This is a genomic window from Candidatus Nitrosocosmicus sp. R, from assembly GCF_054408505.1.
Genome location: NZ_CP167090.1, coordinates 2,214,924 through 2,239,292, shown reverse-complemented (window position 1 = coordinate 2,239,292; position 24,369 = coordinate 2,214,924). Strand labels below are relative to the sequence as shown.

23 protein-coding genes are annotated in these 24,369 nt (G+C 32.4%); 14 read left to right on the top strand and 9 right to left on the bottom strand.

What is annotated here, in order from left to right; all coding sequences use genetic code 11:
• Positions 1 to 288: 288 nt before the first annotated feature.
• A complete protein-coding gene (locus AAGU22_RS11515) occupies positions 289 to 864 on the bottom strand; it encodes a hypothetical protein (RefSeq protein ID WP_458719250.1) in 576 nt (191 codons plus the stop codon).
• A 161-nt stretch (positions 865 to 1,025) separates the two neighbouring features.
• On the opposite strand from AAGU22_RS11515, the gene AAGU22_RS11510 reads away from it, so the two are divergent.
• Both AAGU22_RS11510 and AAGU22_RS11505 read left to right on the top strand, forming a co-directional pair.
• Positions 1,026 to 1,319 carry a hypothetical protein gene (locus tag AAGU22_RS11510; RefSeq protein WP_458719249.1) on the top strand — a complete coding sequence of 98 codons (294 nt, stop codon included), beginning with the start codon at positions 1,026 to 1,028 and terminating at the stop codon, positions 1,317 to 1,319.
• A gap of 28 nt (positions 1,320 to 1,347) precedes the next feature.
• Complete coding sequence (locus tag AAGU22_RS11505) at positions 1,348 to 2,532, top strand: MEDS domain-containing protein (protein ID WP_458719248.1); 1,185 nt, start codon at positions 1,348 to 1,350, stop codon at positions 2,530 to 2,532.
• 604 nt (positions 2,533 to 3,136) lie between these two features.
• On the opposite strand, the gene AAGU22_RS11500 is transcribed toward AAGU22_RS11505, so the two are convergent.
• On the bottom strand, positions 3,137 to 3,457 hold the full coding sequence (locus AAGU22_RS11500) for a hypothetical protein (RefSeq protein ID WP_458719247.1): 321 nt from the start codon (positions 3,455 to 3,457) through the stop codon (positions 3,137 to 3,139).
• Between the two features lie 100 nt (positions 3,458 to 3,557).
• Here AAGU22_RS11500 and AAGU22_RS11495 point away from each other — a divergent pair, with 100 nt between their 5' ends.
• Entirely contained in the window at positions 3,558 to 4,163 is a 606-nt protein-coding gene (locus tag AAGU22_RS11495; protein ID WP_458719246.1) for a DDE-type integrase/transposase/recombinase, read from the top strand.
• A 312-nt stretch (positions 4,164 to 4,475) separates the two neighbouring features.
• On the opposite strand, the gene AAGU22_RS11490 is transcribed toward AAGU22_RS11495, so the two are convergent.
• Complete coding sequence (locus tag AAGU22_RS11490; RefSeq protein ID WP_458719245.1) at positions 4,476 to 4,838, bottom strand: hypothetical protein; 363 nt, start codon at positions 4,836 to 4,838, stop codon at positions 4,476 to 4,478.
• Positions 4,839 to 5,817: 979 nt separating this feature from the next.
• Between AAGU22_RS11490 and AAGU22_RS11485 the strand changes: the two genes are divergently transcribed.
• From AAGU22_RS11485 to AAGU22_RS11465, 5 genes are all read left to right on the top strand, one after another.
• The gene (locus tag AAGU22_RS11485) at positions 5,818 to 6,078 is read left to right on the top strand and encodes a hypothetical protein (RefSeq protein ID WP_458719244.1); all 261 of its coding nucleotides are present in this window, start codon (positions 5,818 to 5,820) and stop codon (positions 6,076 to 6,078) included.
• 1,567 nt (positions 6,079 to 7,645) lie between these two features.
• Positions 7,646 to 7,927, top strand: a complete 282-nt coding sequence (locus tag AAGU22_RS11480) for a response regulator (protein WP_458721782.1) — start codon at positions 7,646 to 7,648, stop codon at positions 7,925 to 7,927.
• A gap of 1,578 nt (positions 7,928 to 9,505) precedes the next feature.
• Positions 9,506 to 9,709, top strand: coding sequence for a hypothetical protein (locus tag AAGU22_RS11475; protein WP_458719243.1), 204 nt, complete (start codon positions 9,506 to 9,508; stop codon positions 9,707 to 9,709).
• Between the two features lie 1,164 nt (positions 9,710 to 10,873).
• Positions 10,874 to 11,119 carry a hypothetical protein gene (locus tag AAGU22_RS11470; protein ID WP_458719242.1) on the top strand — a complete coding sequence of 82 codons (246 nt, stop codon included), beginning with the start codon at positions 10,874 to 10,876 and terminating at the stop codon, positions 11,117 to 11,119.
• 687 nt (positions 11,120 to 11,806) lie between these two features.
• The gene (locus tag AAGU22_RS11465; RefSeq protein WP_458719241.1) at positions 11,807 to 12,166 is read left to right on the top strand and encodes a hypothetical protein; all 360 of its coding nucleotides are present in this window, start codon (positions 11,807 to 11,809) and stop codon (positions 12,164 to 12,166) included.
• 387 nt (positions 12,167 to 12,553) lie between these two features.
• Here AAGU22_RS11465 and AAGU22_RS11460 read toward each other — a convergent pair whose 3' ends face one another.
• The 3 genes from AAGU22_RS11460 to AAGU22_RS11450 form a co-directional block, all read right to left on the bottom strand.
• Positions 12,554 to 12,808, bottom strand: a complete 255-nt coding sequence (locus AAGU22_RS11460; RefSeq protein ID WP_458719240.1) for a hypothetical protein — start codon at positions 12,806 to 12,808, stop codon at positions 12,554 to 12,556.
• A gap of 426 nt (positions 12,809 to 13,234) precedes the next feature.
• Positions 13,235 to 13,462: a hypothetical protein gene (locus AAGU22_RS11455; RefSeq protein ID WP_458719239.1), complete on the bottom strand. Its 228-nt coding sequence runs from the start codon at positions 13,460 to 13,462 to the stop codon at positions 13,235 to 13,237.
• A gap of 24 nt (positions 13,463 to 13,486) precedes the next feature.
• Entirely contained in the window at positions 13,487 to 13,765 is a 279-nt protein-coding gene (locus AAGU22_RS11450) for a hypothetical protein (RefSeq protein ID WP_458719238.1), read from the bottom strand.
• Between the two features lie 998 nt (positions 13,766 to 14,763).
• On the opposite strand from AAGU22_RS11450, the gene AAGU22_RS11445 reads away from it, so the two are divergent.
• Positions 14,764 to 15,054 (top strand): hypothetical protein, encoded by a 291-nt coding sequence (locus AAGU22_RS11445; RefSeq protein ID WP_458719237.1) that lies wholly within the window; start codon positions 14,764 to 14,766, stop codon positions 15,052 to 15,054.
• Between the two features lie 317 nt (positions 15,055 to 15,371).
• Here the strand turns inward: AAGU22_RS11445 and AAGU22_RS11440 are convergent, their stop codons facing one another.
• Together AAGU22_RS11440 and AAGU22_RS11435 are read right to left on the bottom strand one after the other, a co-directional pair.
• A complete protein-coding gene (locus tag AAGU22_RS11440; RefSeq protein ID WP_458719236.1) occupies positions 15,372 to 15,533 on the bottom strand; it encodes a hypothetical protein in 162 nt (53 codons plus the stop codon).
• Positions 15,534 to 15,980: 447 nt separating this feature from the next.
• A complete protein-coding gene (locus AAGU22_RS11435) occupies positions 15,981 to 16,679 on the bottom strand; it encodes a hypothetical protein (protein WP_458719235.1) in 699 nt (232 codons plus the stop codon).
• A gap of 903 nt (positions 16,680 to 17,582) precedes the next feature.
• Between AAGU22_RS11435 and AAGU22_RS11430 the strand changes: the two genes are divergently transcribed.
• Together AAGU22_RS11430 and AAGU22_RS11425 are read left to right on the top strand one after the other, a co-directional pair.
• A complete protein-coding gene (locus tag AAGU22_RS11430) occupies positions 17,583 to 18,038 on the top strand; it encodes a CAP domain-containing protein (RefSeq protein WP_458719234.1) in 456 nt (151 codons plus the stop codon).
• A gap of 586 nt (positions 18,039 to 18,624) precedes the next feature.
• Positions 18,625 to 18,984 (top strand): hypothetical protein, encoded by a 360-nt coding sequence (locus tag AAGU22_RS11425; RefSeq protein ID WP_458719233.1) that lies wholly within the window; start codon positions 18,625 to 18,627, stop codon positions 18,982 to 18,984.
• 779 nt (positions 18,985 to 19,763) lie between these two features.
• On the opposite strand, the gene AAGU22_RS11420 is transcribed toward AAGU22_RS11425, so the two are convergent.
• The gene (locus AAGU22_RS11420; protein ID WP_458719232.1) at positions 19,764 to 20,087 is read right to left on the bottom strand and encodes a hypothetical protein; all 324 of its coding nucleotides are present in this window, start codon (positions 20,085 to 20,087) and stop codon (positions 19,764 to 19,766) included.
• Between the two features lie 1,041 nt (positions 20,088 to 21,128).
• Here AAGU22_RS11420 and AAGU22_RS11415 point away from each other — a divergent pair.
• The 3 genes from AAGU22_RS11415 (at position 21,129) to AAGU22_RS11405 (ending at position 24,367) form a co-directional block, all read left to right on the top strand.
• Positions 21,129 to 21,905, top strand: coding sequence for a CAP domain-containing protein (locus AAGU22_RS11415; protein WP_458719231.1), 777 nt, complete (start codon positions 21,129 to 21,131; stop codon positions 21,903 to 21,905).
• A gap of 1,069 nt (positions 21,906 to 22,974) precedes the next feature.
• Complete coding sequence (locus AAGU22_RS11410) at positions 22,975 to 23,598, top strand: trypsin-like peptidase domain-containing protein (protein ID WP_458719230.1); 624 nt, start codon at positions 22,975 to 22,977, stop codon at positions 23,596 to 23,598.
• Positions 23,579 to 24,367 (top strand): DUF2182 domain-containing protein, encoded by a 789-nt coding sequence (locus AAGU22_RS11405; RefSeq protein ID WP_458719229.1) that lies wholly within the window; start codon positions 23,579 to 23,581, stop codon positions 24,365 to 24,367. The genes AAGU22_RS11410 and AAGU22_RS11405 overlap by 20 nt, the downstream gene beginning before the upstream one ends.
• The last annotated feature ends 2 nt before the right edge of the window (positions 24,368 to 24,369 follow it).

Here is a 24,369-nt window from a genome sequence, read left to right as displayed (position 1 = left end):
ATTTCAATTTTACATAACATCCCATTGTTTTAATATGTTTATAGTTATTCAATGGGCTTGGTCGGAAGTTTCTCAAATGTGGGTATAAACCAAGGGACCAAGAGGATCACTGGTCATAATAATTATTCTAATATCTGTTTATTTTCTTCGTTATGTTACCAAAATTAGATTGATACTTTTTACAATTAAATGTTAGACTGGGCTAATGATATGTAAGCCATATCTATATTGCTAAACTTTCTGTACTACCTAAATTTTATATTAATATCACAATTTTCTCCTAATCCTTTATCGTTTGATAGATTTTGGGAGCCTGAGTATAACTAAGTGTTCTGTAACCTCGACCTTTATTTCTGTCTGACCTAACGATTCCATCGTGTTACTTATTATGCTAGCCATAAATTTGCTAAACTTTAATCCTAAGTCAAACTGAAATTTGTATGTTGTATAATCTAATTGCCTGTCTTCATAAATGCGGTATTTGAATTCCGAGATTTCAATCCATTTTAGCAGGATGTCAATGTATACAGCGGCTGAAACGGTGTTATCAAACATTTCAATCATATCAATAAAGTAGTGACTGACGAATTTGTCAGCAACTTCTATTACCTGTTCATCTGATAGATTTGCCAAAATATCTCTATAAAGGTATTTGTTTATGTAAATCAGTCCTGTGCTCGCAGCCGGCTTATGCCATAGTGTATAGGCCTTGACTATTTGATTTATGAGCGTGTTCACGCTTTCCAATTTGTGTTCGGCCTCATTGCGTAGTTCGTCTAATGTGGTTTTGTCAAATCGCAAAGTAATGCTTTCGCTACCTGACCCGGACTTTTGACGCTGGTTGTTCTTATTTACCCTGGTCATAGTGACCGATAGTTGCACTAGAATAATAGTTTTGTAATTATTGTCTTGATTTTAGATCGTTTTATTGCAAATGAATCCTAGTTTTTATATATTTATAGGATATAAGCTCCAATACCAATGAATTCAAACCGTATTAAGTATATGAAAAGATCAAAGACTCGATGTATGTTGGCCTTAAGCTCTCAATTCAAAAGATGACAAAATTGAACATCTTGGAATCTGAGACACCATTCTTGATAGAAGCAAAGACCTGCGGTTTTAATAAGAAAAAGAGTATTACTTATCATTTTAAAGAATCATCTTATAGCCTATGTCTTGATAACAGGGAAATAATGCTGGCACAAATCCAGGCATGCAATAGGTTACTGAAGTATGCAACAGATGTGTCTGATAGAGGTGCTATAGATAAAGAATTGACAGAATTAAAGTCAACATTAGATGTGATACATTTCTGATGTCTATTTATACAAAAAATGAACTAATGTGAATCTGACTAATTTGTTGGGCAATGATAGCCATATTTTTATAGTATACCCAAACAAAGACACGGAGATTGATGATTGCTTTTCATTTCTAAAGGAAGGTTTGGAAAACAACGTATTTGTTTTAATAATACTAGAAGACCCATCAATACATAAACTTTACCACAAGATCTACAGTGAATTTGGAAAAGATAATGCTAGAGGAATCGATAATAGCAACAGTGTTGTAATCACTCCAATATCAAATTGGTACCACTACCACTACAGCGATTTTAACGCTGAAAGGTTTCTTGCAGAATGGGAAAAAATTGTTTCAAATGCAAAGAAGATGAAAAAGGAAGGGTTGAGAGTTTTTATCGAGGCTGATGTATATCTCATAGAGAAGTTCGAAAACGCTTTAATCAAATTCGATGAACTACTTCAAAGCTACTTGTCTTTTCCTATCTCCACTGTCTATGCATATAAAAGAAATGATATTGACAGAATGAATCCTCAACAGCATGCATTACTGAGCTTAAACCACGGATTGGTTTGGACCAATGGATTAAGCAGTAGCAGTAGTGGTAACAATAAACTTTTCCATAACCCATTTCGTAATCACTACATCTGCTTGGCTAACGGTGATAAGATAACCAAGGAATTATCCAAGGATTTAATGACCGTGGATGATAAAGAACTTTTCCTAAATGATACCACGATGGAGGCATTATCTGATTTTATAAATGAAGGTTTGATGCAAGGTGATCGCTGCATTTACGCTACGGCAAAAATTGGAAATGATAGCATATCACCCGTATTTCTGAGTAAAATTATCGACTATGAGAAAAATGTTAAAAAGCACAATTTTCAGTTGATGGATTTTTCAAAATACTATATTGATTCACTGTCTTATAACATCGTCCCACTTGAAAATTTCATTAGATATTTAAGCAGAGAGTCGATGCTCTCTGAAACTGGAAAGATAAGATTTGTATGTGATTGTGCAGGTACGTTGTTTAAGAATAAATATTTTGAACAATGCATTGCTTTAGAAAACTGGTGGATAAGAAATCTTCCCAAAAATGTAATACGCTTAACAATATATCCTGCACTCCTATTTTGTCAAACTCCATATAAGTTCAATGTAAAACCCATCCTATCTAATTCTTCAACGTCGTTGATTATTTCGGACTTGATTACCAATTAGCCTTCTACTCTCCAAAAATGGGATTAAAACCATGACAATGGTAACATGTATGTTTCAAACAACAACTTTCAAACCATGTGTCTTTGATCGGTGAAACATTTACACTGTTAGAAGGCACATTGGCTCGAAATTTCCTAAACAGGAAAATCTTACTCTCATGGAAATATCTTTCAGGGACAGTCTTTGAAACTGGACAGTAGCGCAGTGCCTTAATTTAGTAGAGTAAATTTTACATTACTGGGTTCAAAATCCTAGTATTACGCAGATTTAAGCTTCAGAGGAAGCAATGGTTCATTTTCGTAACGAAGGCATTTGAATATCATATTTAAACTATGTTTGAATCCATATAATGCCGAGGGGAAATATCCTACCCAAATTACTTCAATATAGCAATGGAAGAGAACAATTAAGCCAGACTGAATAAGGACTTCGTTCTCTATCATTAAGGACCATCATCAAAAGTATCAAAATAAATTAATTAAAACTAGTATACTTGGACCACTTCATGTCACAAAGCATTTGGAGGTTTATCTAACTAATTGAGAAATTTGAATATATGGAGTAATAGGCTCTAGCGTTATTGCCTCGGGATCTATGTATTATTTCAAGTCATTACCTTAAACCACTTGCCTAGTTCTGTGTCATTATCTAAATAAAATAGGCCATTATCACTTATTGTAGCTCGATAGCCTACGACATCCGATATATCTTGTTCAACTATTTTGATTATCTCGTTCAGTCTTTTGCCGTCCTTATCTGTATCTTTACCCTCTGACATCCTAAATGTAATCTCTGCTAATTCTTGAGACAGTTTATCATCCTTGGTAAAAGACCATGTTCCAGTTATACCGTCTTCAGTGTCTTCGCCATCTTGGTCTTGATTGATATTATAAAGATACACGTGTTTGCCTTTTCGGTCATTCATTCCTATTTACATAGCTTATGGGTTATATGAGATCACTTTCACAAAATGGCTCTGTTCAGTTAGCGACAAGTCTATAGCTTGAAAGCATTCCATTTCCTTCATGCTTACTAGAAACAGAACGCCTTCAAAGTATGTATATTATGGGTTGCATTTGTATTTTTCAGGTCTGTCCTTAAGGAAAGCCTCAGAAAGATTATCTCAGATATACAAAAGAAATCATGTGACGATCTGGAACTGGATTCAAAAGTATCATCCTAGTAAGATTTCAACTAAAACAAAAAGAATCTCAGAATTCATAGTTGATGAGACATTGATCAAGGTTGGCTCTGAATACATTTGGCTTTGGGTAGCAATAGAGCCTCAAAACAGACAAATTCTCGCACTATCTATATCCAAGGAAAGAAACATGTTTGTTGCTGAGCGTTTTCTGTCAGGCATAGTCAAGGTTCATGGAAAACATCCGGTTTCTACGGATGGTGGAACATGGTACCCAATGGATTGTAGATTCCTAAAACTAAAACACCATATCCATTCCTCAATAGAGAAAAGTTTGATTGAAAGGACTATGCAATATATTAAGGACAGAACTGAATGTTTCGATGATTATTTTCCTTGTAGGTCAAAGAATTGCAAGTTAAAGCATGTGAAAAATTGGTTGAATTTATTTGTAATTTATCATAACAGAAAGACAAAACCTGCTAAATGAACAGAGCCCACAAAATTATTACGTCGTCTCTATTTTCTATAAAGGCAAGGACAGTACATTCTAGGATATACGGATAGTTAGTCAATTTACATTAGTATGAACTACTAAAGAAGATAATTTGATTTTGGAAACACATCAAGATTCGAGATACGACAAGTTTAACCTAAGTGATCTAAATACAACAAAAAAAGTGGTGAAGGCCATGGAAAAAATGCAAATTCAAATATCAAGACACGTGGGCTATCATCTCATACCCAAAACTCCATTCAATTCTTGATACTGTTTGAAACAAGACAAAACTTTATTAATCAGTTATCCCGCCAACTCAATAATATCTGATTTAACTCCACAGAAGGGACAAAACCTTATCTGTTCAACAATTGGGGTAGGACTGTTTTCAAAATAGTAGAAAAGTTTTCCCATAACCTCAAACACTCTTGGATTCTCATCAATATGTAATTCTTGATTTAAGAAATCTTTAAAACCTTCACAGCAAAATATCTGTTTGCTCTCAGCAACCTGCTCCGCCGCTGCCATCTTTCTCTCATTTACACCACAATTACCACAACTAATCAAATACACTTGCTCTTTTTTTTCAAGCCACAAATAGGCCATGTTATTACCACACTTGTCACAAGTGACAAACCTGTCAGAATAAAACTCATAATCATTCATGTATTCCCAACTACATTAATGACTTCATGATTAATAGACTTCACTAAAACCCTGCCAAATTATCATAATCAACACAATTGAGTCTAGACATATTTTTTATTCGTTTCATCCAAATTGGACACTTTTTTATCTAAATGATAAATGCGGTGACTAGTTCATAATCGAAAGGTCTTTGCAACGATACTTATAATCCGATTCAAATTATTCCGATAATATTAAACAATGAATATCGATGACTTTATGTTCCAATGGAAATTGGAGGTGTACCGACATTATTGAGAAATTTGAATATATGGAGTAATATAGACCATCGGCATACACCATATGTGACTAAGAGTGGAGTATACATAAAAGAGTTAAAATTTCAGAAACAGCAGCAGGAGTTTGATAAATTGCTGATATGATTAAAATTCTACAAACATTATGATGTTGATTACTATGGTGAAGATTGACTACAATCCAGTGTTTGAAGTAGCAAGAGCCCATAGAAGTTGGAAAAACTAGACGGTGTTTATAGCGTGAGAGGGATCATCTGTATGACCGACTGAAGTTTGGAGTAACTGAAAAACAAAATGACTTTTTAAAAAGAAATGTACTTGTCTGTTGGTGTTAGATAGATATTGTGTATATAATTTGGCGTTTTCAAATATCATGTTAATATCTGTTTGTAATTCTTGGTCGGTTGTTCTTTCTTAAATTCGGACCAGTTTAATCGCTCAATATCTATGAGCTGGATAAACGATGGAATACCGCGACTCATATTATTAGAGAAAATGTACTGGCTTGAGCTTTGCGCAATGTAAACATGCGTATACAAAATTATACAAATCATACAAGTCATGTCTATAACATAACTTTCTTATCTGAATCACAAAATATTGGTCAATCTTTTCGGTAAATTTCACTCAACAATTGACGCTAGCTTTATAATTATAGAATTGTGATCAAGGCATAAATTTGCTAGAGTAATATGATTTCAATGAATAAATATTCATTTGTCTTTTTAGCTGTAATAACCACTGCCTTATTATCAAGTGTTGGCGTCGTAACAAATGCTTTTTCGAGTACCTCAGCTAGCGTATCATATTGTCCCCCCATTTGCCTAGATGAAGTACAACAACATGTAAATGATGCTAGGGATGCACTAAATGATGGAAAACTCATTGAGGCAGAATCTGAGTTAGATATAGTGAGTAGCTTATTAGACCAACTAGACGATATGACTAGTAAATCAGACTGATAATGTGTGATTTTACACACAAACTTTAAGATAATAATCTAATTGCAATGCAAATGTGTCCTATGCTCTAAGAGATGGAAATATAGCATCTCCAAAAGATACTATTCTATTGATACAATGTTATCATGATTAAGTATTGGTATTTGAATTTGCAATTAGTTGATGACAAACTAGGGGAAACTGTAACAGCCGGAGAGAAAAACATCCAAGAAAATCATGCTATAAAGGATTTAATTCAAAAATTTATTACTCAATGTAGATTTCTGGCAAAATAATTTATGACTTCAGTCCCTAAGTACAGGTAATCTATTATTTACATTGTAAAAAAATATAATTTCTCGCTATCGATGACTAAGATTTCACGATGAGTAGACTTAAATGAATGAATTACCATTTATTGGTAAATATAAATCTTATTAATGCCTACCTAACCTTTAATATATACTCTTATGTCTGTCTAATTAATCTAAAATTCAAATAGATTTAACATCCCTTAACATAATCACAATATTCAAATGAGCCTCATACCAATACTTTTATAGAACTTTTATGATACTTTCGTGATTGATATGTTAAAATTAAATAATTATGCATCATCGCGACACATATGAAGGACTAAAACAATATCGATACTAAAAGATGTATACAAGAAGAATGGTAACAAATACTGTGATTCCATTGCTTGTCTTTCAAATTCTATCTGCAGATGTACCATTTGTTCTGAATATTTATGTTATGATCATGCTCTAAAACATTTACAGGCCATGGTAAATTTTGAAATTATAAAATAGGTGTATTCTCGCCTTTCTCTCCTTCATAAGGAATTGGTTAGTTTAGATAGTTTAAACCCGGATACCTTCGACACCTACGATGGTTCAAATATCATAGAATATATTCATCCTTGAGAAATAGTGATAAACTACTCATTCATATTTCTGATATATCAATTTCATCATAATGACTGCTATTGTAATGGTTACCATTATTTTTACATATATGTAGTCCTTTGAGGTCTTTACTTTTGAATCCAATTCGAAATCATAACGTGGCCTTCTTTTGACTGCATAAAAATGACATTGCTTTGGCAACGTTTCTAGTCGACAAACTAAGAAAGTACAAATAGTGATAAAGTTCTATATTTGGTGGAGATTTCCTATTTCTTTTGAAGATTACATTAGAAATTTAAAATCCCTATAGATGATCATAGATGCCCTTATACACCATTGAATGTTCTGAATGTGTCTTTAATTGTCAGGGTATTAAATTCTAATTTCAATATCAGATTATAATGCTATTTTGTTCCTGGTTAAGTTATCGATATTACTAATAAAGGATCACTGATGACCGTAATATGACTATGAGTACTTTCTGTTTATAATTGCTTGAATAAACTTGTTTTTGTAATGGTCTTATATTTTTATTCCTATAATGACGCTAAAAATCATGATAATAAACAGAATTTTATAGATAATTGACTAAATGACTTTATAGTGATTAAATACTTTTTATAGCAAGCTAGAGTATGTCCGTGCCCTTATCTGTAATGATAGTGTAGGACGAATGGGATATAGCACGCCTTCTTAGTTTGTATCTTGCAAGATCTGGTTTTGATACGATCTCTTTTACTCAACCGTTGTTATTTCTTGATCACTTCAAAAAATATTCAAGGAGATACTGCTTGATACTTTTGGATTTGTCTATGGATGAATTGAATGAGGTGGAATTATCTAAGGAGATAAGAAAATACAATTCCCAAGTAAAAATTCTTTTGATTACAGGATATTGCAAAGGGGATATATCGCATAGTATCGACTTTAAGGAGATCAAAATCTCTGATGTAATTCAATAGCCAGTAAATTTGGAGAAATTGGGGCCTCGCATACTTCGACTATGTTCCAAAAAAAAGCCGTAGGTGGTAATAGTAAGATCTGATAATTATACGAATTCTTTACTCTATTTATCAATTATTATGACTTTCTTGTAAGGAGATCATTATCTCATGGGTCGGAAGAAAGTCAAATCAATTAAGCGTTTGTTCAGTTTAACTAAATCTGTTAATAATATGAGGATCACGTTCTAAATCCAAATTTCTCGTTTTGGCGAAGGTCAGTTTCTATTCTAAATCAAGATCATTAATCTTTCTAAAATCCAAATCGGTGTGCGAGATATATTTCGAAACCGACCTAATTTATACCTCGTCGATGGAAAGATACACTTGTGAGGTGAATACTTTATGACAACTACTACATATGATATCATAATACGGATGTTTACCAAAGTTACTTTGTGTAAAAACATGCATTCGCAAAACCTCTAAATTATCATTGTTTTTATTGCATTTTGGACATACAACTTCAGATATATCATTTTCAAGATACATTTGCAAATATTTTTCAAAAACTCCTAGATATTGGATATGCATATCGATACTATAATATGATTATTGAAAACTTTTAGATAATTTGTTACATTTGATTCATCTATAACTCCAACTATTAACAAAACAAGATAGTTTCTCTCCGATCAATAATACTGATAATTATTGGCCCAGATATACAATTACAGTAAAGCAATTAAAAAGGGATTAGAATTTGTCGAACCATAGTAAACCAGGGTACAAAATCAAATTGTAGCTCAAAGATTCACGAGAAAATTATTTAAACTCCCTACTGAGACATTTGGGTTAGGAATTGACCATTATGGATAATTAGAGAATACCTCTCCAAAATCTGTATATAGATTATAAGCTTTTTTCATACTCTTTAAACTCCTTATTCTTGATTTGCAATTGTTAATTGCAAATTTGTTAAAGGGTTGATAAGTCATCAGCCATAATAACTCACTCTGAAGACCTAGGGAAACCATTTCATAAGTTCTATTTACGCTACTTCTATATGGATTCTTTTTCTTATTTTTACGTTTAATCTTGTTCATATCAATCCATAATAACATTATGGCAAATTTGTTTATAAAGCTCAGCAAAATCAAGGTTTAATTGAATACCTTTAAGAGTATCATAATTATGAAATTAAACAGTGTCGAGATATTCACATTTGACAAGTTCTTCAATCCGGGTTATTATATTCATAATCCTGTTAAAAAATTTAGCAATTAGTCTTGTCATGTTGATCGATGACCATAAGATTGATTCACACTTACATTATCACAGGATCATCCTCCATGATAAAATTTGTAAAGGGAGAAGGAATGCATTGTGATCACATGATAGGATTCTAAATTATTCATAATGTTTCATCTGATGACCCAATGCAATAGTTGTACGGGTGCGGCATAATAATGCAATATCATGTTATTTATTGAATAGATGAGATCTTTCGACCCAATATACTATATAATATAAGTATATTAAAAATATAGCATCATTTTAGACAAAAAATAAACGGTATAAATTATACCGTAAAATCGTATGAATAAGATCTACTTATTTGCAATCGCTAGTATTCTTGCAACAGCTTCTTTGATGGCGGGCACTTTTACATCCGCAACAATAGCTCGAGGTCAAACGACTGCTGAGAGTGAAATGGGTTCAACAACGATGGATACAGGTTCCACAAATATGACAAGCGGAAATATGACATCAGGTACTGACAATTCAACAGCACCTATTTAGATCCAAGACACGCTGAGTAAATTAAGGAATACAATTCAATATTTTTATCTCTATTTTTGACTTCTAATCTTTTTGATTTCAATTTAATCCTTTCTTTTTCATATTAAGATAAACACATTTTTTAAAAGGAATAAGGTTTCAAAATGGGTCTCTATAGTGTGATAAATGGTACCATCTAGTTTATTGTGAATGAAACCTTTCATGGTTTTGTTTTCAGTAGTTCTGGGGAATAATAGTTATTGTAACTTCACAAGAATTTTCACCTGGCTTGGATGCATATCTAAAGAACTTGATAAAGAAATTATAAAAGATCATTTACCCTAATTTTTTAATTCTATTAAATTTTTGAAAACTCTTTTAAGGTCTTGTTACAAAAAGTTTAGGATGCTAATCAATCAAATCATTCTCACCCACATAGAGATCCTAATAGTAATAATATGGAATGGATAATCATTTTGTTTACCTGGTGGTCTTCAAGAGATTATCGGCCCTTTAATTTAGATATTGAATGTAATGATTGTATATTAATTATAATTATAATACAGTATTGGGGAAGTCATCTATTATAACTAAGAATTGATTAAACTCGTTATCCTCGAATAATTGTATTAAATCTAATAATCTATCAATCACCTTACACCTGACTATAAACTATGTTATACAATTAGGAATGAGTAGAAGTCGTTTTGGATAGTTTAGTAAAATCCGTATTAAAACGTCAAATGCCTTATCTCATAGGAGGTACAATGACTGGAACAATTATGGCTTATTTTTATGGATTTTTAGTTACTGTAATAGTAAATAGTATTATTTGGTTTGTTATATCAACTCTTGTTAACTAATACTGTTGGAAATATACTGGATTCAAAGAAGAGATTCAGCTTATTTCAAAATATATTGTTCTTATAAGAAGAAATAGATCTAAAAATAATATTGCTAGCAAAGCAGATGATCGTAAAAAGAAAAAGATAATGTAAATAAGTATTACTCCTCGAATAATAAAGGTAGTAAGAAAACCGCTCCAAACGACACTATAAAACATTAACAATCAATTACAACCTTAGATATTAGTTCAATATTACTTTTATAATAATTTATTCTCGCAAAAATAATTGGTAACAGTAGTATTGAATATTTATAAGATGTTATACAATCTGATCTGCAATGTCTGGGAATCAATATGATAAAGATATGGAATACCACGGTGAATATATTGTCGATATTATCAACAAGTACTATGAATATGAAAGACTTCGTGATATATATGAGAGCACTTTAGATGAAACAGGAATTAAGGTGAAAGCCGGAACTAAAGCAGTTTTTAACAAAGTAAAAGTTACTGACAATGATATAGGCTCCGAACATGATAAAAAAAAGCAAAATAGTCTGGATAAAAATAAAGGGATATAGGTAACTCTAATGAATTTTCTGGGATATCTATCTTTTCTCATGGCTATAATATTTACAGTACCTTTTATAATATGCATGGCAATTCAACAAATAGTAACTTATCATAGTATCATAGAAAAAGCAAGAGAATTTGCGAATAATAGATATATTCGGAAGAACTAATTTAACAAAACTCGTCATGATTAATGATGCATACGAAAATTTTGATATCTGAAAAATAATTGAAAGAATATATTATAAGCTCAACTTTTTAGAGGGATTTAATACAAATGTTAATCACATCCAAGGGAGCCGGCCAAGTAAGATGCTTGAAGTTTTAATAAATCTTAATTCCTTTAATTTACAAATATTGTCCAAAAAATGATATAATTTCCATTTTTGATAACCTGAATAATATTTGTTCATTATCATTTAGAACGGGTTGAAATCTACTATATTTCGATTTATAGAAACGATTAAAGCAATCTATCAACGATATTCATCATGACATACTTAATAGATACGAAATGTATATATATGATATGACGAACGAGAAAAATTCTAATCGTATAATGATGTCTTTACATTCTCTCCATAAGGCTATTGCAGCCAAGAAAAATGAAAAATAAACAAGTGGATATTGTATTAAACAATAAAATCTCAGATGTCTTATTTCAAAAATTCGATAAGGTAATTGATAACTAAATAATGCAGATAACCGGCAATGACGAATTAAAAAGGTACTTGTTAGATAGAAATGATATTTTGGTATCTAGAAATTTAAGTAATGCAGAGGAGCATTTCAACAATGAAACAGGCGAATCTGCTATAGATAGGTTTCCTAGCTCTCTGTTTAACAAAAAAGTAAGTTTATTGAATGAAGACTTCGTGGGCTTTATGATGGGGATAACAGATACCCAGATAACGATATTTGGAGATTATGATCAAAGATTTGATGTTCCGATATCAAAAGCCAGGGAAGTTAACAATAATCTAGTCCTTGATATGGAATGGACCGAGTTTAAATCATACAGGTCAGATGACTCTACATCAAGTCACAGTAATTGAGAAAAAAGCCTCGTCCAACCCAAATTGATATGAAAGTTATTACCGAATCCTGTATCGCAAACGGGAATTCACAACTAAATTTAAGAAATATAGTAGATTAACAGTATCATGATATTTGAATTTGGATTATTCCAAATTTAGTATATATGTTTTTCTACGTCATGTGTCATTTTACATAGATAATTAGTATGTGAATATTTTATAGAATTTGACTCAATTTAGCCCTATATTATGAGAGGAAATCATATTGTCGATTTGAAAATATGTACTATTTGATTGCCGTGCTATCAAAGTATGATTTTAGTTTTGGTAATCAAGTTTAAGAATATTACTATATCTGTCGAGAACAGCGATACTCATCCTAAATTCAAAATAAGTGCTTGCAACCTAATATCTTATCAAATCCAACGCCAATCTCAATTTGGTCATTTCATCCTTTAATGCTAGGGCTTCATTATCATCTTTAGAATATTTCAATAATCTTTCACAGGCTTGAATCTGACCTAGCATCAATTCACCTTTGTTTAGACAAAGGTTATGAGAAGACTCGATGAAATGATATGAAACACTTTTTCCCTTTTCAGGACAACCGCATGTTCTTGCCTCTACTAGATATGGTATTTCATTTTCAATAATATTCATCAACTATAGTACCACACCAGCATTAATAAGGTATGATTATTTAGGTCCAGTAGACGCATTCCCATCGAATCAGACTTTAGTATGTTGTTCATATCGGGCGGCTTGTAATAAGAATCCTAGGAAGTAATTAGCGTCGTCTTAATCTGTGAATGATCTAGATTTAAAAAAGATCTGATTTTGAACTATTTTTAAGATTTTATCATATAGTATATTTGCCAAATCAAGGATCGGTGAATCATAGGTAATAAGATAATTTTCTACCTTTTTGATCTCTAAATCATTACCTAAAGTATTTGAGGTGATAAAACTATGATCATCATTACCAACCAAGTTAGTGTCAAGGTTACTAATTAAGAACCTTTGTGTGGATCAACTTGCATGCCTTGGATTACAGTAACAATTGCAGCAATTAATAAATCCCTCTTGTCATCTAAAAGGGTAGTTACAGTCTATTTTATGATCCTTAGCATTTGAGAAATCTGCACTATATAGTAGATCATCAAATGATTCATCTAAGATTCCCAAATGAGCCTGTTTTAGATTAATTTCTGACGATAGTTTTTGGATATCATCATGAAGTCTATTCAAAAGGATTTGCGACTTCTTCTTACTGTTATTTAATTCGTTTATCTCACAGATATGGGCATCTTTCATACTCGTTAAATTCTTAACTTCGTTTTACATTTTTTTAGAAATTATTGCTAACCATGGTAGCTGATGTATGTATCTTAATGATGATATTATATCTTCATTTGTTATCCACAAATCCTTTACTTCTTTAAACAGTTTTAGAAATGATGGAAGATCCTCCTTTATTTCATTTATATAATAATTATAGAGTTTATAGAGTCCTAATAATTTCCGATAGTCTTTATAAAGTCTTTCCACTTCTTCGGTAGTCATATCTAATTCTATCTTTACTTCGATTGGTGTTTTTCCACTAAGGAAAAGTTGCATGGCTTTAGTTTCTTCAGATATAGTAGAATTCTTTATATCGTTCTAGTGCTTTTCTTATTGGTTAAATTTTTTTATGATTGAACCAATAGTACCAAATGACATGTGCACTATTTTAGCTATTTCTCTTACTGTTTTACCTTGTTAATGGAGTTCAATAACTTTTATCTCCTGTTCTTTTTTATTTATAATATTCAAACATACTTTATTGTTGTAGCAGTAAGCTTTTAAGGATATTACTTTTTGTTTTTTATATGTTTTCTATTGCTACTCCTGATAATCGAAGTGTTTTCACCTTATTTACCTGTTATTTATGTTAAAGTTGCTAATAGCTTGCATCAGAATATAAAATCGAATACCTGGGTAAATGATGCTTTAGTTTCTAGAAAAAATTTAGAGGTTCCTTTCACATAAATAGAGTTCTAATTTTACTCGAGAAATATCTGATTAGTAAACGTCTAATTCACTGATAAACTAATACATCTAGTTACATTTCAGAGAGTACTAGATCTATGTTTTCTAGATGGTACTCCACTAATGAAGACCGCATATGCCCATAATTTACACAAAATCTTATGCTTTCTCTTGTGTTGAATCATAATATATTTCAAAAAATGGAATTACATCTTATTTATTTAGAATTAATAGTTCAAAGACAATGGACATCGAGATTCACTTTCACACTGATAAAATTCATTGCTATTTTACTCAAAGTCTACTTTAAAATCCATGTCTGACCATTTCACTAGAATCTTTTCCAAACTTAATTTCATCCAGTGGACTATCCGACGAATTCAAGAATAAAGACAAATTTTCAATGGGCCGGGTCGGATTCATATTATTAACGGGATAGTTTTTGGTTGATTGAATGATTAAGTATTACTAGCAGATAAATATACGCATCTAGTATGCAAGAAGCACTGGAAATTGAAATTAACAAACCCGATCATGTATTCTAGTCAATCATGTAAGGATTTAAACAACTTTAGTATTTCAATAGTATGAATAATATATCGAGTTTTGAATCCGATGAAGAGGCAGAGCGAAAAGTTAGGAGTATTATATTAGCACATCTATATCTAAAAAAAAGAGAGCGACAAGAAAAAGTCCCTATACAAGAATTAGAGGATAGAGTATCTTCATTAGATCAAGCATATTTGAAAGTAGACTTGATTAAATTATGGAATGACTCCAAGTTGGTAGAAATATCAAATGGTAACGAATTTAGCATTACGGATGAGGGAATGGCCGAAGAGGAAAAAAGAATACGAGAGAATAGGATTATTGAGTAAATTTTATTAGTGTTAACTTCACGCCAGGGATTTTCCTCCACATTCCCATACTAGAATTAGACAGCATATTCAATAGACCGGGTTGAATACAAGTCATATTTGCCTGTAATCAACAACTCAATACTATTTCTAATTTTTTTATATACTCTGGTTCGAACCCGTGGGAACACGATTCAAGATCGAATACAATCCACCATCCATCCACATAACGAGTAGTAACAAGGCAAAAACCTTTGTGATGCAAAAGGTGTTAAAGGTTAAGGGTAGAGGTTTAGTTTCATTTCAAAAATTTCTTGTAATGTTCCAAATCAAACTTGTCAATACATGATATCAAAATAACCTTCAAAAATAGGTATATTTGGCATAACGAGCCGATTTATAATTAGTTTGACTGGTATACCTGGAGTAGGAAAATCAACAGTGGACAAAGAATCTAAAGGATCCAATTTTCTTTTTTTGTTTGGTACTGTAAGGACCATCTAGTTTTTTTCTTTATTTTCGATTTCAAATCATAATCTATTTCCTTTATGTTTCCCTTTTGAGAAACCATTGATTGTAGTTAAAAGTCCACAGTTCGTTCATATCCTTCTAAAGAAAGTGTAGCCGAAAAAATCCCCTAGGGGTATATTCTTTAGGGATTGGCACCTTTTCCCAGATATGATCCTTTCTTAACTCTGCATCCTTATGGACAACTATTTCTATCTCCATACCATCAGGATCGTAAAATATCAGAACTTGTTCATTACACTCGAACTTCTTTATCGGTCCTTTGTAATTGATACCAAGACAATATTTACATGAGGGAAGAATATGGTATTACCACCTATATACAGGAACGAAGAAAGGAGGAAGTTATCGGTGTTTTTGAAATGTTTAATCCATGGGTTGAAAATCCTAAATTGCTAAGTTTTTGTACAATCATATCTCTACTTTTCAGAAATTTTTTCTTTCCCTGTGTTAATTAAATTATATCGAATAAGTATTCTCCTATTTATTCCTATTAGCAAGCCAAGAGAAATCATTAATAGCAAATCAAATACTATAGTAGCAAGTACTGTTGTCGAACTATCAATGTAGATTATCCCTCGTCGGCTTGGCGTAAACAAACTGCCAATAAACAAAACAGATATAATAATACGAGATGCTGTTCCTATCACATACGCAAGATGTATATGTGTTCCGCCCTTTACATAAATAGCACTAGTCTTTGAGTCTGTCCAGAACGAAATTAACTTATTTGAATGAAAATATGAATAATGCTGTAAACCAAAAAACACAACCAAATAAGGAACAATGTATAAAATTGGAATACCAACGTTATAAAATGAATCGAAGATAACAATAGAACCTATTGCTAAAAAGAAAATAGACTCAATTATAATTTTCGGCTTCGTTACTTTTCTTCCATGTTTGGCCCATTTGAGTCTGGTAACAACCAAAATTATAATTACTATACTATATAGAATAATTTTACTTATATTCATCTCATTTAGCGATATTGATTTCTGTGCATTAGATAATTGGAGTTTCGTAGGATCAATATTGTTAACGGTTAAAGCATGTATGGATTGTATTGTGGAGAGTATAATGAAAATAATTGCTATGGCTAATATGGGTATGGACATCCAATTTTTAACATAGGATCCATACCAAGTTATTACTATCCTAATACACCATAATTAAGACAAGTATAACCCAATTTTAGACTTTCTACTAATTAGTTGACTATATCATGGTGTTGCCCTGACAATCACCTATCTGACATCCAAGTTTCATATTTATTCAATAAGATTAGTCATCTAAACCACAAAAAACCTACCGAACTGATATAGATGTAGATATCGGATGTTAAGTAGCGAACATTCTAAAGAAACTAGGAAAAGAAAATGAGCCTCTCCATACCTGTAACCAAATACCTATTTTTTAAGATATAGTTACCCATATTATTGTCTTCTGATGAGGTTACGACACACACTGGAAATATCTATTTTATTCTACCTCATTTCTGTGGTCAGGAAATTATTTTTCCTGGATTGATCATGGCTGCCAAGGCCAACGGTCAGGTCAGATTCTTGTTGATTCTAAGGAGGTAATGATAGAGTACTATAAAGAATCTAATTTTGTTGATTGTAGAATTAATGGTTACCATGCTCATAATGAGTCAGAGAGGAACCTCAAAACCAAAGCTTCATTTTTATTTATTTAAATATATCTTTATGTTCCATTTGTAGATATCCAGTTCGGAAGTTAAATTACATCTTGAATCAAACATTTATCTATTTTGTTACTTCCAAGTCTTTCTTTGGTTTCAGGATCGGACAATCTTGTCATACAGATCTATACAAATTTCTTCTTAATACTTGCTGATCGAAAAATAAATAAGAAATTATCATGAATCAATTACGAGTTATGTATCAAAAAATATCTAAAGAATTACATTGATTCTTGTTATGACAACGCTCTTGACAGTGTTATCGTCGATGGTGCAGCTTTCGTACGCATAGTCAAATACGGATCTCAAAAACGCCATGCTTAATATAAATAAGGATGAGCGTGCTGCCGTTGGAGTTACGCCGTTAACGTGGAGCAGCAGTCTTGCATCTGACTCCCAGAGTTGTGTTCATCTTTTGACGACGCTCGGGCTCTTATGCGATCCCGCGCGAGCCGAGCTAGTACCACCCAAGCCTGTATGCGATACTACTCCCCACGGTGCTAAAAACGAGAACATTGCGTCTGGGGTCGCGGATCTCTATTCACCAGAGGAACTTGCCCAATTGTGGGCTGACGAAAATATGAAATATAATGCAGGACAACGATCCGGTCCAGGTATCGGCCATTACACTGCTATGGTATGGAAGAACACCAAAGAGATTGACTGCGGGTTCGTTAGTAGTGGTCAAATGGACTTTCTAGTATGTCGCTATAACCCGCCGGGCAACGTCTCGGGACAAACACCTTACTATAATATAGGACCGTTAGTTTGAGAGGATTGCTTACAATACTGCACTATTTTTTGTAAATATTAATATGACTTATTTCATATTTTTAATATCATATATCATTCTGAAAATACATCAAAATATGAAGATCTGTTTTCTTTTTGTTAGTGAAAATCCTGTGCTTAATCTACAAAAATCATACTTTTAAATAGTTAGTAACAGGTCTGTTCTGTGGGATTAAGGTCCTGGTAGTAACGGGGTTCTGATGTGCAACGAATAGTCAAAACAATCTAAAAAGTGGTATGGATTTACTTTACAAATGGTTAAGGTCAAACTGATAACATATTTATGAAATCTGGATTCTAATTCGAATGCTTACCCTAATAATCTAATTCATCTCAATATTAAGTATACATAACTAAAATCAAATGTGACTATGAAGTTAGTAACAATTTTGATAATTCTACCAAATTTACTTTTATGGCATAAATCGAGTTGTTTTGCAAATCAATACTAAATAATCTTGACCTTTGTCCCTAGAGAGCGATAAATATCTTGCGACCTGTTTATATCCTATTCATTAGACATGGTAATTGACAAATGTTTATATTTTTGCTTTAGAAGTCATTGTATGAGTAAACTTAATGATTTTAATTCAAAAATTTTTGTGACATTGGGTATAATAGTTTTTTTGGTCATACTTTTGTCAAGTTCCTCAGTTCAAATGGAGATTTTTGCTGCATTCCCGGGTGAAAAAGCTCTTTTTGATTGCACATATGACAATGATAAAAATAAAGAGATATGTTGTGATAGTTCAAATAACGCTTTAAAATGCATGGAATGTAATGTAGACCTTCAAACAGAACAAAAATACAATTGCAGAGAAGTATCTCCAAAGTCAAATGATGTTCAACCCGCAGATCTAGTAGAGGCACCTCGAAATTTGGATAAACCGATTCAAAATTTTTCGGAATCTGAAGCTGAATCATAAGGAATGGGATAAATCCTGAAGTATATAATCAGGCACCAGAAAGCATGATATGATTCTACCTTTAACCCAATTCTGGAATGGTTCGTAGATGCTATGGATAATTTCGTTATCTTTAGAAAACATTCGGGTTCTACCTTAAAAAAATTTCAAAAATAATAAGTCGTAAAAAGGTGTAAATATTTTTTGTAGAGTTAGTAAGAAAGAATTATTCCAGCTGAGATTAATAAAAAAGTATTTTAGTATTCATTTAGTTCGAATGATTTGATTGTAATAAGCTAAATGATAATGTAATAATTTAGACGCCAAAAGAGCTGTTGAAATGAAATTTGTAACAATTATCGTCAGGAGGGATTTATTTGAATGTTGAAAATGAACAATGACTAAGGCTGCTTCTTCTCATTTAATAATTCTCTTACAGTATTGGTCAAATGTTAAATATAGATTTCAAATCGTCATACCTTATCTTATAACCTATTCTTTCAGATTGTATAGTCATTTCAAGGATTTCATTATTCCTATTTTATTCAGGACTTAGCATTCCCTTGCAATTTCTCTGGATTAAAGGATAAAGGAAGGGAATTTGTTTATATCCTGTACTCCTTGTCAGAGGTATCATAGACCTTCCTTTGAATAGTGGTGGGTCTATACGGTGTTATATCATTGGTCTAGTTAGATTATCATAATTTATTTATTGGTATCTCAGAAAGCTTAAACGTCACAATCAAAATAAAATCTGAAATACCTATAAAAATATCCTAATATTCTGATTGGACCAAAATTTAGGATGTTGAGTTTGCCTCCGGATCACCACTTGCAGGGCCCTCTGTACACATTAATGTCCCTGCACCGGGTTCAACAGGAAAGCATGTATCTTCGGATGTGTTAGAAGTGGCCCCCTTTTTAGTAGATGTTGAGTTTGCCTCCGGATCACCACTTGCAGGGCCCTCTGTACACATTAATGTCCCTGCACCGGGTTCAACAGGAAAGCATGTATCCTCAGGTGAAGTAGGTTGTGCTTGAACCTGAAATGGGATGACTAGAAGAACAGCAGTCATAAATAAAGGCATCAAATATAATAAATGATTAAGTCTTGTATTAGACATACATTATTCATCTAAATCTATTTTATAAGATTTCCTATTTGTTTTAAATTTAATCGTAAACCATTATGTAATATATACCTTCAATCCCTATTCTAACATACTATTATGAGATAACACTTATTCCTTAGAATCAAAATTTTTTGGGTTTCTGTTTTACCTTTGCTAAGGATATGGTCATTAATTAGCTCGTAAATTCATTGTTTTATTCCTATAATACCTTAAAGACAACAGAACGTAAATTGTCCTAAAAAACGATTCCTCATCAAACAAACAAATCAAATAGATGTAAAAGCGCACATAGAAGTTTAAACACTATATCTAGGTAAATTAATGGAGCAATGAGGACTATAGAGCCAGGTTATAAGCAATCAGTATTGATGTAAAAACAGTTATCTTTGGTCTAGATATGCGATATGAAACAGTTATTTTTTTTCATATCAATATCCCAGATATCGTATTTTGCGTCAATAATCCCTATCAAATTACCAGTGATTTTGTCTTTAACTAGCAAGTAATATTCAAATTGAATTTTTTTTGCATCCTTAGTTACAATGTCATTTCTAAGCATCTAAACATAAGAGATTGTACAATCTTACTGTTCCTATTGTACATCCTTGAAGGAATCTTATTGATTCGACTTAGCTTGAATACAGATGAAAAATCTAAACCCATTTTAGTTTCTTATTAGGTCTGCACATTGTTGTAAAACAATTTCATTTAGACTTACCACATGAATAAAAGACAACTATAGTAACATCGTTATTTCTATTGGTATCGCTTAGTCAATTCGTTCACAAATCAGGACAATATTTAATTGGTCATAATACCAAATAGATCTGAAAAATACGTTTTTGTTCTTAAGAAAATGGATTCTGAACATGTTCTGTTTCCGATAGTCATAAAAAAGGAGATAATGTGGGAATTATGGAAGGAATTGGTTTCTAAAAAGGGATGGCCAAAAAAGCATTCATTATTTAATACTGTTATTTATACTAATCGATTAGTTAATAAGCTAATCTAGTAAAAAACTACTTACGAATTATGAATAAGAAAATATCAGTAAAAATTACTATAATTCTAATCATGACAGTAATTTTGACAGTGCCGTCTACGATGTTGCAGATCTCTCAAGCCCAGATCAGCCAAAGCGACCAAAACACCATCTTGAGCATGCACAACGATGAAAGAAAAGAAGTGAATAGTCCGCCTCTTACTTGGAGTAACATTCTCGCAACTCAATCCCAAGATTATGCTAACCAGCTGTCCACGATGGGGCTCGTCTGTAATGCCCAGCAATGCGATCAGACACCTCATGGAGCAAGCAACGAGAACTTGGCTGGGGGAAGTCCAGGTACATCGATAGCCACCCATGTCCAGGGCTGGGCTGATGAAAAATCAGATTACAACGGTCAGCCAATACCGTCAGGTAATAATCCAGCTGGCCATTACACAGCAATGGTCTGGCAGAACACCAAAGAGATTGGTTGTGGGTTTACTAGTACTGATCAAATGAACTTTCTAGTCTGTCGTTATAACCCTCCAGGTAACTTTGTTGGGGAAATGCCGTATGGCAATGCTAACCAAGCTGTTACTGACGATGAAACTACATTTGTTCCTAACGAAGGAGTGGCTGGAAGCGAAGACACTGGTGTAAACAACGGCGGAGACTCTGGTAGTGAAGACGGCGGAGACTCTGGTAGTGAAGACGGCGGAGACTCTGGTAGTGAAGACGGCGGAGACTCTGGTAGTGAAGACGGCGGAGACTCTGGTAGTGAAGACGGCGGAGACTCTGGTAGTGAAGGAGGTAGTGGAAGTTAAATAACTACAAATAATCTTTTTTTTATTTCAGTTTTTGGACAGTTATCTTGACCCTTTAGTCAATAGTAAATTTTGATTACATTTATAACAAATGACTTAAAAGAGTTCGATTTTAGTCTGGGGCCAAGGATTGTTATCTAATGCTATAAAATGAATTGCTATATTCATAACTGGTAACTAACTAAATGTACTTTTCACTGATAGAAGCAAAACAAGTTTTGATTCATTTTTGATTTGGCAGCTATAAATAGTTAATACATAGATAATCAATTGAAATTCTCTTTTGGAATATATATCTAATAAGTCACAAAAGCTCGAAATTAACAAGGTTGGAAATAACAAATCTAATCGGATAAATCAGCGAAATCGGATATTTTGGATTGAGAAAAACTGTTTTCATAACCCTACAAATCAATATTACAATGTAATTCCGACATATACAATAAACTCACAAAATCATTTACAGATTACGACCAAAACCTGAAATTTGATCGTTAATTGGTGTCAAAGATATCATGTTTTAATGATTTTCTTTTCAGTTCAGAAAATTTTGAAAATTATTTCTGTGGTTGAATACACACGAGAGAATGCGTTTCAAGGTTGAATTCAATCTAAGGTTGTAACGAACAACTGAATGGAAATTAAAACCCATACCGCACAATAGTGGGTCTTATCAAACAAAACTTGATCGATAATAGGTTGAAATATGAACCCGATTCTTGTATTCACGGTTTATACCTAAGTTAACATTGAAAATTTTGCTACTTTCAGATACGTTTGTTGTGGTGCCAGCCGTTTGGAAAAAAATATGACATAAAGTTTGATTCGATTTCTAGACAATTGTCATTTGCTAAAACTTAATTCTAGCCTTGGAAGATGACCTTAAATCAATCAAAAAAAAGAGTATTTGGAGAGAACCAGTTAAAGATATATTCTTACGACTGTCTAGCATGATATTGTCATAGTTTGACCAGTAATACTTGTACTGGTCAAAAGCATTTTTGAAGTATTATCTTGACATACTTTTTCTGTTCAGAACTCTTAAATAATTGCAACTTAATTGTCGAACATGCTTACTGGGAAAAGAATAAATATATTCGTTTTTAATGCGATGATGATTGTATTTTCATTGTTATTAGTATCATTAACAAACACCGTTATGGCACAACAACAAGACTTGATTTCTTCTCCAAATTCATACAATAATACTATTCAGTCCGATAACATGACAACACTATCAGGGAATCGAATAACTGCATCTAACTCATCAGTCCCTAATTTTGATCTTACATCCTTATATACTAAATTAAAAGAATCCGTGGTCTCAATTACAGATGAATTACCTGATAATAATAATTCCAATGCAAACGCCACTAGTATAGGAAATTCTACTGATATTTTTACTAATAATACAGGAGCTACAGGAACTGGATTTGTATATGATACAAAAGGTCACATAATGACTAGTCTTGGTGTCGTTACTAATACACATGTGCAACAGGTTGAATTTAGTGATGGTACTATATATGATGCAAAAATAATAGGCTCTGATCCTCATTCTGACATTGCAGTTCTACTTGTAGAGAATGTTTCAATAGATAAGCTTAAACCAGTAAAATTCATAACCAATTCTTCTGATGTCTTGGTAGGCGAGCAGACCATCCATCTCTCCTATGATTCTATTCTATGGTAGGTTAATTAAAAACAACGAACTCGATAATGGTAATGTTAATGGTGGCAGAAACACAATCAAAAAAGAAAATGATGTTCAAACATCATTTGCTTCAAAATGTTACATTAAGATGAACGCGATATGGAATAGAAGGACCTTTTTCATCACGCCATATGTCATCAAAATATCAATATTTACAGGATGTTATATTATAGTATGGACAGCAATCGGAGTACTGCTTCTATTGGTTTGTTCAATACCCATGCACGTATGGACTGTTATGGGAATTGAAAAAAAACAAACAGATATTGTTTATGGAATTTTATTGCTTATTTCCGGCGCTTATCAATTTACTCCTTTGAAGAGATCATGTATTAGATATTGTGAATCTCCTTTAAGCTTTTTTATGAGGCGGTGGAAAAGTGGGACGGATGGTGCTATTAAAATGGGTATATATCATGGACTATATTGTCTTGGATGCTGCTGGCCATACTTTCTATTGATGGTTGCAATCGGGTGGATGAATATTCTATGGATGGGGCTGTTTGCTGGAATAATATTTGCAGAAAAAGTATGGTCCAAAGGAATCTATGTTTCAAAGATAGCGGGAATCATTTTCATTGTAATAGGATTGACGACCACATTCGGAATTATATCGATTAATGATTTTAATAATAGTAACCTAATGTCTAAAAATCATCTGTCAGATAATAGAATGACAACTCCTGCTCCTAATTTTGGTAGTAATAGTATTACAAAAAATATGGATATGGATATGAGTATGAAATAACA

Excerpts from the sequence above, each read along its gene's own strand:
- AAGU22_RS11435 (WP_458719235.1), bottom strand. The coding sequence starts at position 16,679 with ATGTCCATACCCATATTAGCCATAGCAATTATTTTCATTATACTCTCC.
- AAGU22_RS11475 (WP_458719243.1), top strand. The coding sequence starts at position 9,506 with ATGAATAAGATCTACTTATTTGCAATCGCTAGTATTCTTGCAACAGCT.
- AAGU22_RS11405 (WP_458719229.1), top strand. The coding sequence starts at position 23,579 with ATGATTCTATTCTATGGTAGGTTAATTAAAAACAACGAACTCGATAAT.
- AAGU22_RS11500 (WP_458719247.1), bottom strand. The coding sequence starts at position 3,457 with ATGAATGACCGAAAAGGCAAACACGTGTATCTTTATAATATCAATCAA.
- AAGU22_RS11470 (WP_458719242.1), top strand. The coding sequence starts at position 10,874 with ATGTCTGGGAATCAATATGATAAAGATATGGAATACCACGGTGAATAT.
- AAGU22_RS11455 (WP_458719239.1), bottom strand. The coding sequence starts at position 13,462 with ATGAAAGATGCCCATATCTGTGAGATAAACGAATTAAATAACAGTAAG.
- AAGU22_RS11465 (WP_458719241.1), top strand. The coding sequence starts at position 11,807 with ATGCAGATAACCGGCAATGACGAATTAAAAAGGTACTTGTTAGATAGA.
- AAGU22_RS11430 (WP_458719234.1), top strand. The coding sequence starts at position 17,583 with ATGCTTAATATAAATAAGGATGAGCGTGCTGCCGTTGGAGTTACGCCG.
- AAGU22_RS11490 (WP_458719245.1), bottom strand. The coding sequence starts at position 4,838 with ATGAATGATTATGAGTTTTATTCTGACAGGTTTGTCACTTGTGACAAG.
- AAGU22_RS11425 (WP_458719233.1), top strand. The coding sequence starts at position 18,625 with ATGAGTAAACTTAATGATTTTAATTCAAAAATTTTTGTGACATTGGGT.
- AAGU22_RS11445 (WP_458719237.1), top strand. The coding sequence starts at position 14,764 with ATGAATAATATATCGAGTTTTGAATCCGATGAAGAGGCAGAGCGAAAA.
- AAGU22_RS11485 (WP_458719244.1), top strand. The coding sequence starts at position 5,818 with ATGAATAAATATTCATTTGTCTTTTTAGCTGTAATAACCACTGCCTTA.
- AAGU22_RS11510 (WP_458719249.1), top strand. The coding sequence starts at position 1,026 with ATGTATGTTGGCCTTAAGCTCTCAATTCAAAAGATGACAAAATTGAAC.
- AAGU22_RS11495 (WP_458719246.1), top strand. The coding sequence starts at position 3,558 with ATGCTTACTAGAAACAGAACGCCTTCAAAGTATGTATATTATGGGTTG.
- AAGU22_RS11415 (WP_458719231.1), top strand. The coding sequence starts at position 21,129 with ATGAATAAGAAAATATCAGTAAAAATTACTATAATTCTAATCATGACA.
- AAGU22_RS11420 (WP_458719232.1), bottom strand. The coding sequence starts at position 20,087 with ATGTCTAATACAAGACTTAATCATTTATTATATTTGATGCCTTTATTT.
- AAGU22_RS11515 (WP_458719250.1), bottom strand. The coding sequence starts at position 864 with ATGACCAGGGTAAATAAGAACAACCAGCGTCAAAAGTCCGGGTCAGGT.
- AAGU22_RS11440 (WP_458719236.1), bottom strand. The coding sequence starts at position 15,533 with ATGGTCCTTACAGTACCAAACAAAAAAAGAAAATTGGATCCTTTAGAT.
- AAGU22_RS11460 (WP_458719240.1), bottom strand. The coding sequence starts at position 12,808 with ATGAATATTATTGAAAATGAAATACCATATCTAGTAGAGGCAAGAACA.
- AAGU22_RS11450 (WP_458719238.1), bottom strand. The coding sequence starts at position 13,765 with ATGCAACTTTTCCTTAGTGGAAAAACACCAATCGAAGTAAAGATAGAA.
- AAGU22_RS11410 (WP_458719230.1), top strand. The coding sequence starts at position 22,975 with ATGCTTACTGGGAAAAGAATAAATATATTCGTTTTTAATGCGATGATG.